This window comes from Streptomyces sp. NPDC001401 (genome assembly GCF_042895385.1).
Classification (GTDB): Bacteria; Actinomycetota; Actinomycetes; order Streptomycetales; family Streptomycetaceae; genus Streptomyces.
Window position 1 is genome coordinate 233,012 of sequence record NZ_JBIAWI010000001.1, and the last position, 16,350, is coordinate 249,361.

General features: G+C 69.6%; 16 protein-coding genes. 5 read left to right on the forward strand and 11 right to left on the reverse strand.

Annotated elements, in window-relative coordinates:
- Nucleotides 1–46: 46 nt before the first annotated feature.
- The 6 genes from ACFY10_RS01100 to ACFY10_RS01125 form a co-directional block, all read right to left on the reverse strand.
- Nucleotides 47–361, reverse strand: coding sequence for a hypothetical protein (locus ACFY10_RS01100; RefSeq protein WP_390662895.1), 315 nt, complete (start codon nt 359–361; stop codon nt 47–49).
- A 126-nt stretch (nt 362–487) separates the two neighbouring features.
- Entirely contained in the window at nt 488–1,480 is a 993-nt protein-coding gene (locus ACFY10_RS01105) for a TerC/Alx family metal homeostasis membrane protein (RefSeq protein ID WP_390662896.1), read from the reverse strand.
- 225 nt (nt 1,481–1,705) lie between these two features.
- Nucleotides 1,706–3,706 (reverse strand): TerD family protein, encoded by a 2,001-nt coding sequence (locus tag ACFY10_RS01110; protein WP_390662897.1) that lies wholly within the window; start codon nt 3,704–3,706, stop codon nt 1,706–1,708.
- Nucleotides 3,707–3,788: 82 nt separating this feature from the next.
- Nucleotides 3,789–4,367 carry a TerD family protein gene (locus ACFY10_RS01115; RefSeq protein ID WP_390662898.1) on the reverse strand — a complete coding sequence of 193 codons (579 nt, stop codon included), beginning with the start codon at nt 4,365–4,367 and terminating at the stop codon, nt 3,789–3,791.
- Between the two features lie 168 nt (nt 4,368–4,535).
- A complete protein-coding gene (gene uvrB, locus ACFY10_RS01120; protein WP_390662899.1) occupies nt 4,536–6,674 on the reverse strand; it encodes an excinuclease ABC subunit UvrB in 2,139 nt (712 codons plus the stop codon).
- Between the two features lie 40 nt (nt 6,675–6,714).
- Nucleotides 6,715–7,581, reverse strand: a complete 867-nt coding sequence (locus ACFY10_RS01125; protein WP_390662900.1) for an MHYT domain-containing protein — start codon at nt 7,579–7,581, stop codon at nt 6,715–6,717.
- A gap of 280 nt (nt 7,582–7,861) precedes the next feature.
- On the opposite strand from ACFY10_RS01125, the gene ACFY10_RS01130 reads away from it, so the two are divergent.
- The 3 genes from ACFY10_RS01130 to fdhA all read left to right on the forward strand — a co-directional run bounded on the left by ACFY10_RS01130 (nt 7,862) and on the right by fdhA (nt 10,683).
- Nucleotides 7,862–8,737 carry a glycerophosphodiester phosphodiesterase gene (locus tag ACFY10_RS01130; protein ID WP_390662901.1) on the forward strand — a complete coding sequence of 292 codons (876 nt, stop codon included), beginning with the start codon at nt 7,862–7,864 and terminating at the stop codon, nt 8,735–8,737.
- A gap of 46 nt (nt 8,738–8,783) precedes the next feature.
- The gene (locus ACFY10_RS01135; RefSeq protein ID WP_390662903.1) at nt 8,784–9,338 is read left to right on the forward strand and encodes a methylated-DNA--[protein]-cysteine S-methyltransferase; all 555 of its coding nucleotides are present in this window, start codon (nt 8,784–8,786) and stop codon (nt 9,336–9,338) included.
- A 118-nt stretch (nt 9,339–9,456) separates the two neighbouring features.
- On the forward strand, nt 9,457–10,683 hold the full coding sequence (fdhA, locus tag ACFY10_RS01140; protein ID WP_390662904.1) for a formaldehyde dehydrogenase, glutathione-independent: 1,227 nt from the start codon (nt 9,457–9,459) through the stop codon (nt 10,681–10,683).
- Nucleotides 10,684–10,813: 130 nt separating this feature from the next.
- On the opposite strand, the gene ACFY10_RS01145 is transcribed toward fdhA, so the two are convergent.
- On the reverse strand, nt 10,814–11,242 hold the full coding sequence (locus tag ACFY10_RS01145) for a VOC family protein (RefSeq protein WP_390664108.1): 429 nt from the start codon (nt 11,240–11,242) through the stop codon (nt 10,814–10,816).
- 121 nt (nt 11,243–11,363) lie between these two features.
- Complete coding sequence (locus ACFY10_RS01150) at nt 11,364–12,158, reverse strand: methyltransferase domain-containing protein (RefSeq protein WP_390662905.1); 795 nt, start codon at nt 12,156–12,158, stop codon at nt 11,364–11,366.
- Between the two features lie 253 nt (nt 12,159–12,411).
- On the opposite strand from ACFY10_RS01150, the gene corA reads away from it, so the two are divergent.
- Nucleotides 12,412–13,539, forward strand: a complete 1,128-nt coding sequence (gene corA, locus ACFY10_RS01155; protein WP_390662906.1) for a magnesium/cobalt transporter CorA — start codon at nt 12,412–12,414, stop codon at nt 13,537–13,539.
- An 18-nt stretch (nt 13,540–13,557) separates the two neighbouring features.
- Here corA and ACFY10_RS01160 read toward each other — a convergent pair whose 3' ends face one another.
- The 3 genes from ACFY10_RS01160 to ACFY10_RS01170 all read right to left on the reverse strand — a co-directional run bounded on the left by ACFY10_RS01160 (nt 13,558) and on the right by ACFY10_RS01170 (nt 15,317).
- A complete protein-coding gene (locus ACFY10_RS01160; RefSeq protein ID WP_390662907.1) occupies nt 13,558–13,986 on the reverse strand; it encodes a CBS domain-containing protein in 429 nt (142 codons plus the stop codon).
- A 187-nt stretch (nt 13,987–14,173) separates the two neighbouring features.
- A complete protein-coding gene (locus tag ACFY10_RS01165) occupies nt 14,174–14,587 on the reverse strand; it encodes a PPOX class F420-dependent oxidoreductase (RefSeq protein WP_390662908.1) in 414 nt (137 codons plus the stop codon).
- A 97-nt stretch (nt 14,588–14,684) separates the two neighbouring features.
- Nucleotides 14,685–15,317, reverse strand: coding sequence for a uridine kinase (locus ACFY10_RS01170; protein WP_390662909.1), 633 nt, complete (start codon nt 15,315–15,317; stop codon nt 14,685–14,687).
- Nucleotides 15,318–15,458: 141 nt separating this feature from the next.
- On the opposite strand from ACFY10_RS01170, the gene ACFY10_RS01175 reads away from it, so the two are divergent.
- Nucleotides 15,459–16,154 (forward strand): DUF2293 domain-containing protein, encoded by a 696-nt coding sequence (locus ACFY10_RS01175; RefSeq protein ID WP_390662910.1) that lies wholly within the window; start codon nt 15,459–15,461, stop codon nt 16,152–16,154.
- The last annotated feature ends 196 nt before the right edge of the window (nt 16,155–16,350 follow it).

A 16,350-nucleotide genomic window follows, 5' to 3' on the forward strand; every position in this document is an offset into this window, starting at 1 on the left:
AGAGGCCCACGGGCCCCGCACTCGGGCGGTGCGGGGCCCGGGTCGATCACTTCAGCTCGGTCATCTCCCGTACGTCGCAGTCGGTGAAGGACGGTGGCCGGCTGCACAGCGCGGCCAGCTGCTCGGCCATCTTGCCCGTCTCGGGATCGCTGCTGTTGCGCATGGCCTCGTCGTACGAGTCGAACTCGATCACGACGAGGTAGCGGCCCGGCTGATTCCTGTCCTGGAGGACCAGGCGGTGCGTCGGGCCGCCGCTGCGGCTCGACGCACGCTTGTCCGCCTCCTGGACCAGCGCACGCATCTCCTCGATGCGCTCGGTTTCGAAGTCGATGATCTGCACGAACTTCATCGGTGCGTCCACGGTGCCTCCACCCGGCAGTGGCGCTCCCGGGCGGAAGCGCTCAGCACTCAACGAAGCACCGGCAGCGGTGGTCGGCAATTCGCCGCGCACCGCTCCCGGTGGTGGTTGTTTCTACGTCCGTCGCAGTCAGGCCTGGATGCTGTCCTTCGGAGCGCCTTCGCTCTCACGCTGCGCCGCCGCCTGCTTCCTCGACGCCCTGAGACTGGTGATGGTGGTGACGACCAGGACCGAGCAGATCACGCCGAGGGAGACCGGGATGGAGATCTCCGGGACGTGGACCCCGGACTCGTGCAGCGCGTGCAGCACCAGCTTGACGCCGATGAAGCCGAGGATGATCGACAGGCCGTAGCTGAGGTGGACCAGCTTCTTCAGCAGTCCGCCGATCAGGAAGTACAGCTGCCTGAGGCCCATCAGCGCAAAGGCGTTGGCGGTGAAGACGATGTACGGGTCCTGGGTCAGACCGAAGATCGCGGGGATCGAGTCGAGCGCGAACAGGACGTCGGTGGTGCCGATCGCGAGCATCACGACCAGCATCGGCGTCATGACCCGCTTGCCGTTCTGCTGGATCCACAGCTTGGTGCCGTGGTAGCGGTCGGCGACGCCGAAGCGGCGCTCGGCGGCCCTGAGCAGCTTGTTCTCCTCGAACTCCTCGTCCTCCTCATCGGCGCGAGCCTCCTGGATGAGCTTCCAGGCGGTCCAGATGAGGAAGGCACCGAAGATGTAGAAGACCCAGGCGAAGCTGGCGAGGATCGCCGCGCCGGCGGCGATGAAGATCGCCCTCAGGACCAGGGCTATGAGGACGCCGACGAGCAGCACCCGCTGCTGGTACTGGGAGGGCACCGCGAACTTCGCCATGATCAGGACGAAGACGAAGAGATTGTCGACGCTCAGGGACTTCTCGGTGATGAAGCCCGCGAAGAACTCGCCGCCGGCCTGGCCGCCACCGAAGAGGAGCAGACCGAGCCCGAAGAGCCCAGCGAGGGCGATCCAGACGACCGTCCAGATCCCGGCTTCCTTGATCGAGACGTCGTGCGGCTTGCGGCCGATGAAGAAGTCGACCGCGATCAGGGCGGCAAGGCCCAAGATGGTCAGGACCCACAGGGTCGGGGAAACATCCACTGCGCCTCCGGCAATACGTAACGGCAGATAACAGCGTCGTCGCGCTGCCGGAGGTCTCTTCCACCCAGGGTGGGCCGACGCCCCGGGATCAGTCCTGATCCGTATTGACGGGTACGCCGCAGTCGACAGGGAGTACTCCCCTCCGTGAGGACAACAGTACCCAATCACCAAGGAAAGGTAAAGTGATTGGCAAAAGAAAGGTCAAAGTGCCTGGTCAATGATGCTTTACCTGTACTTGGCGCGAGCCGCTGCCACCTGCCTGAGCACCTGCTGGAGCACCTGGCTGCCGGGCGGCACGAGGGCCGGCTCGTACGTCCAGGCATGGCCGACCCACGGGTCGGCGAGGTGGTCGTCGGGCAGCGGAGTGAGTCGCAGCAGCGAACGCCACAGGGGGTCGAGCAAAGGCCCGTATCCGGCGGCCTCCTCGCGGTCCGCGACCATCATCAGGTGGACGCCCACGGCCGGGCCCTCGTCCGCGAGGTAGCGCAGCTGGGTCACGGCCCGGTCGTCGAAGCCGTGCGGGAAGTCGTTGACGATCAGGAGCTGCTCGGCGGTGTCCAGGCCGGGCGGGAGCGAGTCGGCCGCACCGCCGCGCACCGCCATCTGCACCAGGTCGACGCGCTGGGTGAGCCGGGTCAGGACGTCTGCCACTCCCGCCGCGCCCAGGGCGGGCGGGGTCGCGAGCACGCCGCTCTGTACCAGCGGTGCGAGCGCCTGCGCCCCGGAGCCGGCCGGGTCGATGACGTGCACGGTGAACTCGCCCGCCGGATAGACCGCGAGCAGCCGGGCCGCCAGCGCCACCGCGGTGTCCATCGCGAGGCTTCCCAGCTCATGGGCGTCCGCGAACGCGTCGTCGAGTGATCCGGAACGTCCGCTGTCGATCCACAGGCCGCGTTCGAGCGGCAGGCGGACCAGCATCGGGATACGCAGCAGCTCGCTCTCGGGCAGCGAGAGGTCGCCCAGGCGCAGGGCCATGGGGATCTCCATCGGCACCCGGTAGCCGTGCCAGACGGGGTTGTCCCAGCGCGCGTACGCGGGCGGCAGCGCGGGCTCGACGACCTCGGCCTCGGCGGTGAGCTGGGCGAGGTCCCGGTCGAGCGCCGCCCTGGCCTGGTCGACGAGCTGCACGTGCTTGGCGCGGGCCGCCTCGCGCGCGGCGTCGCCCTGTCCGCCGATTCTGCTGCGCGGGTCGGACAGGGCCTGGTCGAGCTCCTTCTCCATGCGCGAGTCGGCGAAGTCGACGGCGCTGCGGTATGCGGCCGCGGTGCGGGCCAGGTCCTCGAACATGCCCCAGACCTGGTTGTACAACCGCTCGTCCATGGACCAGCCGGTCGCGTCGCCCGCGACCGGCTGCGCGGGCTGTCCGGGCGGGGCCGGGGGCGCGGTCGGCGGGGGCGGTGGCGGAGCGCCGGTCTGCCGGCCCGGATGGCTGTAGTCGACCGGGCCGCCGGCGGTGGGCGAGGTGGGCTGCGTGACCGCGGAAGGATCCGCTGGGTATCCGGGCTGTGTGCCCTGTGGTCCGTACGGAGACGTGGGCTGCGGGGGTACGGGGCCGGGGGCGCCCTGGGGTGCCGCGGGGCCGCCCTGGTCGGGGCCGAGCGCCGGTGCGGCGGCCTGGCGTGTGCGGTCCCCGTCAGCCGTGCGCTGCGGAGGTGCGGGGACCGAGCGGGCCAGGCCCTGGGCCACCGCCTCGTTGATGGTGCCCGCGAGGCGGTGGGCCTCGGGCAGGCCCTGGTCGGCGAAGAGCTCGGCGAGGCCGCCCGCGTACCCCTGGCCGACGGCACGCACCTTCCAGGCGCCCTGCCGGCGATAGAGCTCCAGGGCGACGACGGCGGACTCGGCGTCCAGACCGGTGATCGTGTAGCTGGCGACCTCGGTGCCGTCGAGGGCGGTGACCGCGACGAAGGGGGCCGCGACCGTGCCGAAGCGGACCGGGCCTCCGCCGCCTTCCGTGGGCAGGGCGAGCAGCACATTGACCCGGTGCACGGCCTCCGGCATGGCGTCCAGGTCCACCGCGAGCCGGTGGTCGGCGGCCGCCTGCTTGGAGACCTCGAGCCCGGGCAGGGTGGACGCGCCCGGGTGGGCCACCCACTCGACGCCGCGGGCCTTGCCGTTCTCGTCGCTGAGTGTGGCCGAGGCCACGATCGGCGTGCCGGCCGAGACCCGGATCTCGAGACGGGACTGGGAGAGCGGGTGGTTCTGCCCCCGCACCAGCTCGGCCGTCATCGCCCTCGTCCCCCTGTGTCGCTGGTGTGTCGTGTCGTCTGCCGCCAGGGCCTGTCTTCGGGACCGGCCCTGGCCGGGTCGCCTACAGGTGCGGCAGGATCGCCGGCATCAGGTCCTGGAAGGTGCGGCCGTTGGCCGGGGTGCCGAGCGCCGTCATCGTCCAGCCCGGGCCCGAACGGTGCACCTTCGCCATGATCTGGGCCGTGTAGGCGCCGCCGCCCGCCAGCGTGTAGCGGGCGAGCTCCTGGCCGTTGGTCTCGTCGACCAGACGGCAGAACGCGTTCTGCACTTCCTGGAACGTCTGGCCGGTGAAGGAGTTCACGGTGAAGACGATCTGGTCGATGTGGACCGGGATGCGCGCCAGGTCCACGAGGATCGCCTCGTCGTCGCCACCCTGGCCGACACCGCCGACGAGATTGTCACCGGTGTGGCGCACGGAGCCGTCGTCGCTCACCAGGTGGCGGAAGAAGACGACGTCGACCGGCTGCTTGTCGGCGAACAGGACGGCGGAGGCGTCCAGGTCGATCTCCCGGGTGCGCGTGCCGAACAGGCCGCGCCTGGGAGCCGCCTGCCAGCCGAGACCCATACGGACCGCGGTCAGGCTGCCTCCGTCGTTCTTCTGCAGACTGATGGCCTGACCCTTGGTCATGTTGACGGTCACGACTGATTCCCCTCTCGAACTGTCCCCTGTTGCCGCAGAGTCCGCGGTTGACAAAACCCTACGCAGGGCCGCCGACCGGGCCGCACCCCGACTCGTACTTTGTGTCGGTCTTGCAACACAGAGCACATATACCGAGGTCCGGTGAGGTCCGGCAGCGGCTGCGGATGGTCAGGCCAGGCCCGCCTCCCGCATCTGGCGCAGCTCCTTCTTCATCTCGGAGACCTCGTCGCGCAGCCGGGCCGCGATCTCGAACTGGAGGTCGGCGGCGGCGGCCCGCATGCGCGCCGTCATCTCCTCGATCTGGTCGGCGAGTTCGGCCGCGGGACGGTCGGTCGGGACGGTCTCCTTGGCCTTGCCCCTGGCGGCCTTGGCACCGCCGGCCGCCTTGGAGCCGAGGGCGGGCACGGGTGCCTTGGCGCCCTTGCCGTCCTTCAGCTTGCGGTAGCCCGAGCCGAGCAGCTGCTCCGTGTCGACGTCCTCGCGGGCGATCTGCGCGACGATGTCGTTGATCTTCTTTCGGAGCGGCTGGGGGTCGATGCCGTTCGCCGTGTTGTACGCGACCTGCTTCTCCCGGCGGCGGTTGGTCTCCTCGATGGCCTTCTCCATCGCCGGGGTGATCTTGTCGGCGTACATGTGGACCTGGCCGGAGACGTTGCGTGCGGCGCGGCCAATCGTCTGGATCAGCGACGTACCGGAGCGCAGGAAGCCCTCCTTGTCGGCGTCGAGGATGGCCACCAGGGACACCTCGGGCAGGTCGAGGCCCTCGCGGAGGAGGTTGATGCCGACCAGGACGTCGAACTCGCCGGAGCGCAGTTCGCGCAGCAGCTCGACGCGGCGCAGGGTGTCGACGTCGCTGTGCAGATAGCGGACCTGGATGCCGAGCTCCAGGAAGTAGTCCGTGAGGTCCTCGGCCATCTTCTTGGTGAGGGTGGTGACCAGGACACGCTCGTCCTTCTCGGTGCGCGTGCGGATCTCGTGCACCAGGTCGTCGATCTGGCCCTCGGTGGGCTTGACCACGACCTCGGGGTCGATCAGTCCGGTGGGGCGGATGATCTGCTCCACGGCGCCGTCCGCGCGCGAGAGCTCGTACTTGCCCGGGGTCGCCGACAGATAGACCGTCTGCCCGATGCGCTCCTGGAACTCCTCCCACTTCAGGGGCCGGTTGTCGAGGGCGGAGGGCAGGCGGAAGCCGTGGTCGACGAGGGTGCGCTTGCGGGAGGCGTCGCCCTCGTACATGGCGCCGATCTGCGGGACTGTGTTGTGGGACTCGTCGATGACGAGCAGGAAGTCGTCCGGGAAGTAGTCGATCAGGGTGTTCGGCGGGGAGCCGGGCTGTCGGCCGTCGAAGTGCATCGAGTAGTTCTCCACGCCGGAGCAGGAGCCGATCTGGCGGAGCATCTCGAGGTCGTACGTGGTACGCATCCGCAGGCGCTGGGCCTCCAGGAGCTTGCCCTGCTTCTCCAGCTCGGCCAGGCGCTCGCCGAGCTCCTTCTCGATGTCGTTGACCGCCCGCTCCATGCGCTCGGGACCGGCGACATAGTGCGAGGCCGGGAAGACATACAGATGCTCGTCGTCGCTGATGATCTCGCCGGTGAGCGGGTGGAGCGTGGAGAGGGCCTCGATCTCGTCGCCGAACATCTCGATGCGGACGGCGAGTTCTTCGTAGACCGGGAAGATCTCGATGGTGTCGCCGCGGACGCGGAAGGTGCCCCGGGTGAAGGCCATGTCGTTGCGCGTGTACTGGATGTCGACGAAACGGCGCAGCAGCTGGTCGCGGTCGATCTCGTCGCCGACCCTGAGGGGGACCATGCGGTCCACGTACTCCTGCGGTGTGCCGAGGCCGTAGATGCAGGAGACCGAGGCGACCACGATGACATCACGGCGGGTGAGCAGCGAGTTCGTCGCGGAGTGGCGCAGGCGCTCGACCTCCTCGTTGATCGAGGAGTCCTTCTCGATGTAGGTGTCCGACTGGGGGACGTAGGCCTCGGGCTGATAGTAGTCGTAGTACGAGACGAAGTACTCGACGGCGTTGTTCGGCAGCAGCTCGCGGAACTCGTTCGCCAGCTGGGCGGCCAGGGTCTTGTTCGGCGCCATCACGAGGGTGGGGCGCTGAAGCTTCTCGATCATCCACGCGGTGGTGGCGGACTTGCCGGTGCCGGTCGCGCCGAGCAGGACGACGTCCTTCTCGCCTGCCTCGATGCGCCGGGCGAGCTCGGCGATGGCCTGCGGCTGGTCGCCGCTGGGCTGGTAGGGGCTGACGACCTCGAAGGGCGCCACCGTGCGTTCGATGTTGGAAACGGGCCGCATGGGTTCCACCGTACGACCCGGCACTGACAACGCGGGCCGATCAGCGGTTCTGCGGGGTGCGGGAGCTGCGTCGGCCCGGCTGCCGGGCGGGGCGGAGCGGGGGGCGGCGGGCCGGGTGGTGGAGGGCCGGGTGGGCCGGGACGCCCGGCTTGTTCTCGACGGGGGTCAGGACCGGCTTGCCCATGACCATCAGCGGGTCGAACATCACGACCACAGCGGCGAGCAGGAGGAAGGCTAGCGGGCCGATCAGCATGGGCCACAGCAGCGCGGCGGGCGAGTCTCCGGAGGCCGGGGCGGTCGTGCCGTGGAGGTGGACGCTGAGGGCCGCCATGCCCGTGTAGTGCATGCCGCTGACGGCGAGTCCCATGACGAGGCTCGCGCCGACGCTCCACAGGAACCCTCTGACCTGTCCGGCCGCCCACAGGGCTGCGGTCGCGGCGCCCATCGCGATGACGACGGAGGCGGCGACGGTCAGCGTGTTGTACTCCAGCTTTCCGTTCAGGCGCATTCCGGCCATGCCCAGATAGTGCATCGAGGCGATTCCCAGGCCGGTGATCGTGCCCCCGGTGAACAGGGCCGTTCCCTTCGCGCCCTTGTAGCCGACGATGAAGATCCCCATGCCCACCATGACTATGGCGACCCCGAGGCTGGCGAACGTGGTCGGCTGGTCGTAGTGGATCGGCGCCTGTCTGACCGTGAACCCCATCATCGCGACGAAGTGCATGGTCCATATGCCGGAGCCGATGGCCGCCGACCCGAGGGCCAGCCAGCCGGGCCGCCACGAGTGGGCGACGAGCATGGATCTGGTCGTGCAGCGCAGCCCCAGGGCGCCGCCGAGGGAGGCCATGAGGTAGGCCACCAGCGGTGTGACGAGTCCGTAGCTGAATCCGTCGACCGTGCCTTGCATGCGCGGCTGCCCTTCCCGCCCTCTTACGTCCCGGAATTCCCTGAAATGCGCCCCCTCCCAGGACCGCCCGAGCGGTCAGGGTTGAGGCAGAGAGTATGACTCCCACCAGAATGGTCGAACGATTTTCCGGCAAAGAAACACGTCGTTGCCTCAGTTGTGCGGCACCAGTGAGCGGACTTGGGCGACTCCATTCAATGTGTGGCTGTTCTGCACCCCGCCGTCGTTGACGCTCTGCTGTCACAGTTGAGCTGTCCGTGTTCATACGACACGAGGAGTACGCATGTACGCGCGCGCAGTCGCCGCCATCACCACCGCGCTCCTGGGGACCGCCGCCCTCCTGCTGCCCGGCTCCGCCGCGCGGGCCGGCGACGTCGACGCACGACCCCTGGTCATCGGCCACCGGGGGGCCTCCGCCTATGCGCCCGAGAACACGCTGGCCTCCATCGACAAGGCGGCCCGGTTGGGCATCCCCTGGGTCGAGAACGACGTCCAGCGCACCAAGGACGGCGAGCTCGTCGTCATCCACGACGACAGCCTGCAGCGCACGACCGACGTCGAGGAGGTCTTCCCCTGCCGGACGTCCTGGGAGGTGAAGGACTTCACCTCGGCCGAGATCGCGCGCCTCGACGCGGGGAGCTGGTTCGGCCCCCGGTATGCGGGCGCGCGCGTGCCGACACTGGACGCTTACATGCGCCGTGTCGAGCACAACCACCAGAAGCTGCTGCTGGAGATCAAGAATCCCGAGCTGTACCCGGGCATCGAACAGCAGACCCTGAAGGTGCTCGGCAACGAGGGCTGGCTCGACCGGCAGCACCTGGCCGACCGGCTGATCGTGCAGAGCTTCAGCGCGGACAGCCTGCGGATCGTCCACGACCTGAAGCCCGCCGTCAGGACGGGTTTCCTCGGTACGCCGCGCGTCTCGGACCTGCCCGCCTATGCAGGCTTCACCGACGGGATCAATCCCTCGTTCGGCTCGATCTCGACGGGTTACGTCGCCGCCGTGCACGACTTCACGGGCCCGCATGGTAAGCCGCTCAACGTCTTCACATGGACCGTCAACGACGCGGACACCGCCCGCCAGGTCACCCGGTACGGCGTGGACGGCATCATCACCAACGAGCCCGACGTGGTCCGGACCGCGCTGCAGGCGTCCTGAGCCCCGTTCCCCGGGCGTTGTCAGTGGCGGGTCGTACGGTGGGCGCATGGACAGCGATGGGCAGTACGAACAGCAGGTCGTGTGGGCGGTGGTCGGCACCGGGATCGGTCCGTTGCTGCTGGCCGCGACCCGCGAGGGCCTGGTCAACGTCGTGTTCCACGCCACGGACGCGGTGCGCGACAAGGCGCTCGAGCGGCTGGCGTCCCGACTGGGCTGCGAGCCCGTCGAGGCACCCGACTCGCCGCTGCTGGCCGAGGCGATACGGCAGGTCCGGGCGTACTTCGCGGGCGAGCGGCGCGACTTCGAACTGGCGCTGGACTGGTCGCTGATCTCGGGCTTCAACCGGCAGGTGCTGCGCGAACTGGCCTCCGGCGTCCCGTACGGCGCCGTCGTGGGCTACGGCGACCTGGCCGGGCGGGTGGGCCAGCCGGGCGCGGCCCAGGCGGTGGGGGTGGCGATGGGGTCCAATCCGCTGCCGGTCGTCGTGCCCTGCCACCGGGTCGTGGAGAGCGACGGGGGCATCGGCGGGTTCGGGGGCGGTCTGGAGACGAAGCGCAAGCTGCTCGCGCTGGAGGGGGTACTGCCCGAGCCGCTGTTCTGAGACCCGGGCTCTGGGTGGCGCGCGAAGGGTGGTCGGGAAGCGGAGGCGGTAGCAGACTCCGCCATGCGCACAGCCACTGGCATCCGAAGCCTCGGAGCCGAAGGGACGGCGATCACGCATGAGCGGAAACAGGGCAGTCGCGTATCTCAAGCCGGGCGCGGTGGAAGTGAGGACCATCGACTACCCGACGCTTGAACTCCAGGACGGGCCGGGGGTCGCACCCGAGAACGTCGGCCGCAAGTGCCGGCACGGTGTGATCCTCAAGGTGCTCGCCACCAACATCTGCGGAAGCGACCAGCACATGGTGCGCGGGCGGACGACCGCACCGGAGGGGCTGGCGCTGGGACACGAGATCACCGGAGAGGTCGTCGAACGGGGTCCGGACGTCGAGTTCATCGACGTCGGCGACATCGTCTCCGTACCGTTCAACATCGCCTGCGGGCGGTGCCGCAACTGCAAGGAGCGCAAGACCGGCATCTGTCTGAACGTCAACCCGGCCCGCCCCGGGGCGGCGTACGGCTATGTCGACATGGGCGGCTGGGTCGGCGGTCAGGCCCAGTACGCCATGGTCCCGTACGCGGACTTCAACCTGCTGAGGTTCCCGGACCGGGACGAGGCGCGCGAGAAGCTGCTCGATCTGACCATGCTGTCGGACATCTTCCCGACCGGCTTCCACGGCGTGGTGAGCTCGGGCGCCGGGGTCGGCTCGACGGTGTACATCGCCGGGGCGGGCCCGGTCGGGCTCGCGGCGGCCGCGTCGGCGCAGCTGCTGGGCGCCGCCGTGGTCGTCGTCGGCGACCTCAATGCCGAACGCCTTGCGCAGGCACGGAGCTTCGGCTGCGAGACCGTCGACGTCTCGCAGGGCAGCGTCGAGGAGCAGCTCGCGCAGATCCTCGGGGAGCCCGAGGTGGACGCGGCGGTCGATGCGGTCGGCTTCGAGGCCCGGGCCCACGGCAAGGACGCCCCCGAGGCGCCCGCGACGGTCCTCAACTCGCTGATGGGCATCACGCGCGCGGGTGGTGCCCTTGGCATCCCCGGGCTGTATGTCACGGACGACCCCGGCGGGATCGACGAGGACGCGAAGTCCGGGACGCTGAAGGTGCGGCTCGGACTCGGCTGGGCCAAGAGCCACCACTTCACGACCGGACAGTGCCCGGTGATGAAGTACCACCGAGCCCTGATGATGGCGATCCTGCACGGGCGCGTGCACATCGCCAAGGCGGTCAACGCGACCGTCATCGGCCTGGAGGACGCACCGCGCGGTTACGCCGAGTTCGACCAGGGCGCCAGCCGCAAGTACGTGCTCGATCCGCACGGGGCGCTGAACGGCGTACGACCCGTCTGAGTCCTGAAAAGAAGAAACACAGGCGGAAGAAACACAGGACAACAGCAGGAACAGGGGGTGCCCACACGTACACGTGCGGGCACCCCCTTTCCGCACCCTCGTTTCCGGGCCCGCTACTGGGTGCCCGCTGCTAGTCGTAGTGCCGGGCTTCGAAGACGTTTCCGTCCGGGTCGCGGAAGTAGAAGCTGCGCCTGGCCTTTCCGCGGGCGCCGTAGGAGTCGTAGGAGAACTCGGAGACGGGGACGGCGCGTTCCTCGAGGCGGCTGTGCAGGGCGTCGAAGTCGTCGCCGGGCAGGGCCAGGCAGACATGGTTGACGGGGTGGCCCGCGCTGTCGGCGGCGCCGGGGAGCATCTTCATGTGCTCCGCCATGGAGTGGGGCATGAGGTCGAGGATGGTCTCGTCGTTGAGCCGCACCGAGGGGAAGGATGCCTTTCCCGCGGAGAACTCGGTGACCCTCAGGGGGCGCAGCCCGACCGCCTTCTCGTAGAAGTCGGCCGAGGTGACCGGGTCGTGTACCCACAGGACGACATGGTCGAGACGTGTCGTGTTGTCCGTCATGTTCTTCAGGCTGATGCTGTCTCCCACGGGCCGCAAGGGTCTACCCCGAGCCGGCCGGAGCAGCCTGGAGCTGCCCGGAGCTGCCCGATGCAAGATCGCCGGAGCTGAGGGACCGGACGGGCTACGCCTTGATCCCCCACGCCGAGATCATCGGGGCCGTGGCCAGGTCCATCCCGCCTGCTTCGATGTTCGCCAGGTGGCGGTCGATGTCCTCGTTCGTGGCGAGGTTCGCCTTGACGAGGGTGTCGCGGATCTGGCGGATCGTGGCCGACTCGAGGGCGGCGCAGGCCGGAGAGGTGAGGGGGAAGTAGGCATCGGCCTCGACGCTGTGCAGACCGGCCTCGCGGAGCAGGCGTGGCAGGCGGCGGCCGTAGGAGAGGTCGGCGCCACGGTCGGCGAGCAGCCGGCGGAAGCCGTGCCGCAGACGGTTGGCGAGTCGCTGCTCGGGGCCGTGCTCGTCGGGGCAGACCAGGGGCTGCAGGGCGGGGTCGGCGTCCTCGATCAGGAGCCGGCCGCCGGGGCGCAGGGCCTTGATCATCGACCGCAACGCCCGTTCGCGGTCGGGCACATGGACGAGGACCAGCCGGGCGTGCACCAGGTCGAAACCCTCGCCCGGCGGTTCCTCGGCGCCCACGTCGTGGACGCGTACGTCCACCGGCGGGCGGGCCACGGAGGCGAGCAGGGACGTGTCGATGTCGGTGGCGACGACCTGTCCGGTCGGGCCGACCTTCCCGGCCAGCCAGGACACCACGGAGGTGCCGCCCGCGCCGACCTCCCAGCAGCGCGAGCCGGAGCCGATGCCGACCGCTTCGAGGTGCCGGAAGGTGGTGGGGTCGAAGAGGGTGGCGAAGGCATCGAAGCGCTCTCCCGCCTCGGTCTGCCGGTTGTCGAGGAGATACCCGTCGGGTCGCTTCATGACGCGATCATCCCAGTTGCCCGGCTTGCCGGAAGCGGTCGACGACTCACCTACGGCGAGTTGGGCAGACGTTCCGTTGGCGGACCCCTTCGCCCACAGGCGGGAACCAAGCGGAATGCCCTGCTCCCACAGGCTCACCCGCCCCTTACACAGACCTGGCAAACTTGCGCGTCAAGGCACAGGCGGGTGGCTCACCACGGGGGCGAACCGCGAACCGCGCATCGAGCCCGGAGATCCACGCAAGGAGATCCAGATGTCCATGGCAGGGAATCTGCGCAAGGTCACGCACCTCAGCAGGGTCGGCGGCCTGCGCAAGGTGGCACGGCTGGCCAGGCGGCGACCACGCGTCGACCTGAGTCACCCGGCCCGCTCCCCGCTGGGCTCCTCGGTGGTGAACTGTGTGACGTACCGGGACGGCGTGCGGGTGCCCGGAGGCAGTGATCTGGTCGACGCCGTGGAGCGGGTGCGGAAGAAAGGTGACGGGTTTGTGTGGCTGGGGCTGCACGAGCCGACGGACCAGGAGTTCGCGGGCATCGCCGAGCTCTTCGACCTGCATCCACTGGCGGTGGAGGACGCGGTCGAGGCCCATCAGCGCCCGAAGCTGGAGCGGTACGGCGAGACGCTGTTCGCGGTGTTCAAGACGGTCTGCTACGTCGAGCACGAGGAGCTGACGGCGACCAGCGAGGTGGTGAACACCGGCGAGATCATGGTGTTCGTCGGCGAGGACTTCGTGATCACGGTCCGGCACGGGATGCATGGTTCGCTGGGCCCGCTGCGCGAGGGCCTGGAGGCCGACCCGCAGCAGCTCGCGAAAGGGCCGGCCGCGGTGCTGCACGCGATCGCGGACCATGTGGTCGACGACTATCTGCTCGTCACCGACTCGGTGCAGGCGGACATCGACCAGGTGGAGATGGACGTGTTCGCGCAGAACGGCGCGCGGGCGGACCCCGGCCGGATCTACCAGCTCAAGCGTGAACTCCTGGAGCTGAAGCGGGCCGTGGTCCCCCTCGGCCGCCCCATCGAGGACCTGGCGACCCGGCCGATCCGGGTGGTCGACCCGGAGATACAGGCCTACTTCAGGGACGTCCTCGACCACCTCATGCGGGCGAAGGAGCAGATCGCCTCCTTCGACGAGCTGCTGAACTCGATCCTGCAGGCCCATCTCGCCCAGGTCACGGTCGCGCAGAACGAGGACATGCGGAAGATCACGGCCTGGGCCGCGGTGATCGCCGTACCGACGATGGTCTGCGGTGTGTACGGCATGAACTTCGATCACATGCCGGAGTTGCACTGGAGGTTCGGATACCCCCTGGTCATAGGCGTGATGTCGGTGGCGTGCCTGATGCTGTACCGCGGTTTCCGGCGCAGCGGCTGGCTGTGAGGCGCTCCGTCGGGCGGGTCAGCGCGTCGTGCCCCGCGCGTACACGCTGTGGGCGAAGTCGGCGATCTGCTCCTCCGTCAGGTGCTGGGCCAGGTCGGCCTCGCTGATCATGCCGACCAGCCGCTTGTTCTCGATGACGGGGAGCCGGCGGATCTGGTGGTCCCGCATCTCCCGGAGCACGTCACCGACGTCGGCGTTCGCGTCGATCCAGCGGGGGGTGCCGTGGGCCATCTCGCCGGCGGTGACCTTGGCCGGGTCGTGGCCCATGGCCACGCAGCCGATGACGATGTCACGGTCGGTGAGGATGCCGCAGAGCCGCTCGTTCTGGTCGCTGATGGGCAGGGCTCCGACGTTCAGTTCGCGCATCAGCTGGGCCGCGCGGTCCAGTGTCTCGTGGGCGGGGATCCACTGGGCGCCACGGTGCATGATGTCTGAGGCGGTGGTCATGGAGTACCTCCCGGTGCCGGACGGCCGGCGCGGCGCGGGAACGCACCGCTAGTCCCGGCGCCCTACATTCTCGCCGCGCGGCCCGACCCGTGCACCCGGAACTCTGCGGTAACGGGCAGCCGGAGAGAGCCACCCAGACACCGCAGGCACCTCGGACACCACGGACGCCTCGGACACCTCGGACATCTCAGGCCGAGAAGCCCACGATCTTCCGCGGGACGATGCGGATGATCACGCGGACCTCGTCGTCCTTCTCGCCGGGCGGGTCGATGCCGAGGTACTTGTGCGAGAGCTCGTACGGGAGCCTCTTGCCCTCGTCGGGAAGGATCTCGGCGGTGCCGCGGATCTCGACCGAGGTGTAGGGGTCGGCGAGGTCGAAGACCGAGAGGCTGATGCGGGGGTCGCGGCGGAGGTTGCGCACCTTCTGGCGTCCGCCGGTGGAGGAGAAGAGCACGGTGTCGCCCTCGCGCTTGATCCAGACCACCGAGTTCTGCGGGGCGCCGTCGGGGCCGAGGGTGGCGACGCTGGCGAAGTTCTTGCCGTCGAGAAGGGTGCGGACGGAGTCGGCGAAAGGGACGGGAGTACTCGAGGAGGTCGTCATGGGGCCCAGAGTAGCTATATGCACGTGCATATAAAAGAGGCTTGCCGATCGGGCTCACTGGCCGATCGGACCCTCCAACGATCAGCCACTCCAACGATCAGCCCCTCCATGCCGGATGGCGTGGGTCGTCGGCCCGTACAAGGACGTCGGCCGTGCCGGCCGGGTCGGTCTCGTCCGCGTAGCGCTCGAAGGCGGGGAGTGTCCAGTGGTCGGCCTCGGGGGTGCGGCGGCGGAGGGCGCCGGGTGAGAGGAGGACGTGGACGGTCAGGTCGAAGGGGAACCAGTGGCGCAGCAGGAGGGGGCCGTGCAGCAACAGGACGCCGCCGGGCGGGAGTTGGGCGTAGGGAGTGCGGGTGGCGCGGTCGGTGACCGGGTCCCACAGGTCGGGCAGGACGCGTCCGTCGCCGCCGGGTTCGAGGGGGCCGAACACCTCGCGCCACAGGGCGCCGGTGTCCAACCAGCCGTCGTAATAGGCGTCGACGTCCTGGTGGCCGTACTCGAGGCGGAGCGAGGCCGGCCGCAGGAAGCCCTCCGCGCCGACGGTCAGCGAGGGGCGGCCGCGTACGCGCAGGGCCTCGGCAACGCGCTCGGCGAGGTCTCCCGGACGGGCCGCCGGGGCTCCGTCGAAGGCGATACGGGGCCAGGCGCCGCCGTCGGTCGGCTTGAGGTGGAGCAGACGCTCGGCCAGGAGGTCGCCGAGCCGGTCCCAGGTGATCGCTTCGAGTCGCACATGGCCCATGATGCGTCAGCCGTCGACCGGGATGCGCCTCGCACGGGCGGAAGGACGGCGCGGCGGAGGGGCGGACGGCGAAGGAGCAGAGGGCGTGATTTCGCGGTAGTCCGGAGTGCCGTCGGGGGGAAGGAAACACCTATGGCACGTCTTGCAACTCCTGCACCCCGCACCGGGCTTGTCGTCTTCCAGCCGCTCAAGAGACGGCACTGCGGAGAGTGTCATGCGGGGCCCTTGCCGCTGCTCGTGCTCGAGGAGGGGGCGCCTCGGTGTCTCGACTGTGCCGACCTCGGGCACCTGGTGTTTCTGCCGCGCGGCGACACGGCACTGACACGGCGGTCGCGGGAGGAGAGTGCGCTGTCGGCGGTCGTGGTGCGCTTCAACCGGCGCAAGTCGCGGTACGAACGGCAGGGCGTCCTGGTCGAGGAGACGGGGCTCGCCCGGGCCGAGGAACGGTGCCTGGCGGACGCGGAGGCGCGGCGGCGGCGCCGGGTACGGGACGCCCGGCGGCGGGTCGCGGAGGACCTGCGGTTCACGGAGGCGTTCGCGGCGGAGATACGACGGCTGTTTCCCGGCTGCCCGGCGGAGCGGGCCCGGGCGATCGCGGCGCACGCATCGGTGCGGGGCAGCGGGCGGGTGGGCCGGAGCGCTGCGGGGCGGGCACTGTCCGAGGGGGCGGTGGCCTCGGCGGTCGCGGCGTCCGTACGGCATATGGACACGCCGTACGACCAGCTGCTGATGAGCGGAGTACCGCGGCACGAGGCCCGGCGACGGATCGGGGCGGCGGTGGAGACGGTGCTGCGGGGCTGGCGATCGGAAGCGGCGGGGGTCGGTTGACAAAGGGCGAGGGGCTGTCGGCGACGGGCGGAATCGGTCGGCAAAAGGCCGGGCCCGTTGGCGGAAGGCCGTGGGCAGGGGGCGAAGGGCGGGGTCCGTTGACAAGAAAGACGGGTCGATCCGCGAGAGGCCGGGGGCCGTTGAAGGTGGACGAGGTCGGTCCATGAAGGCGGGAGCCGTTGATGGAAGACAGGGC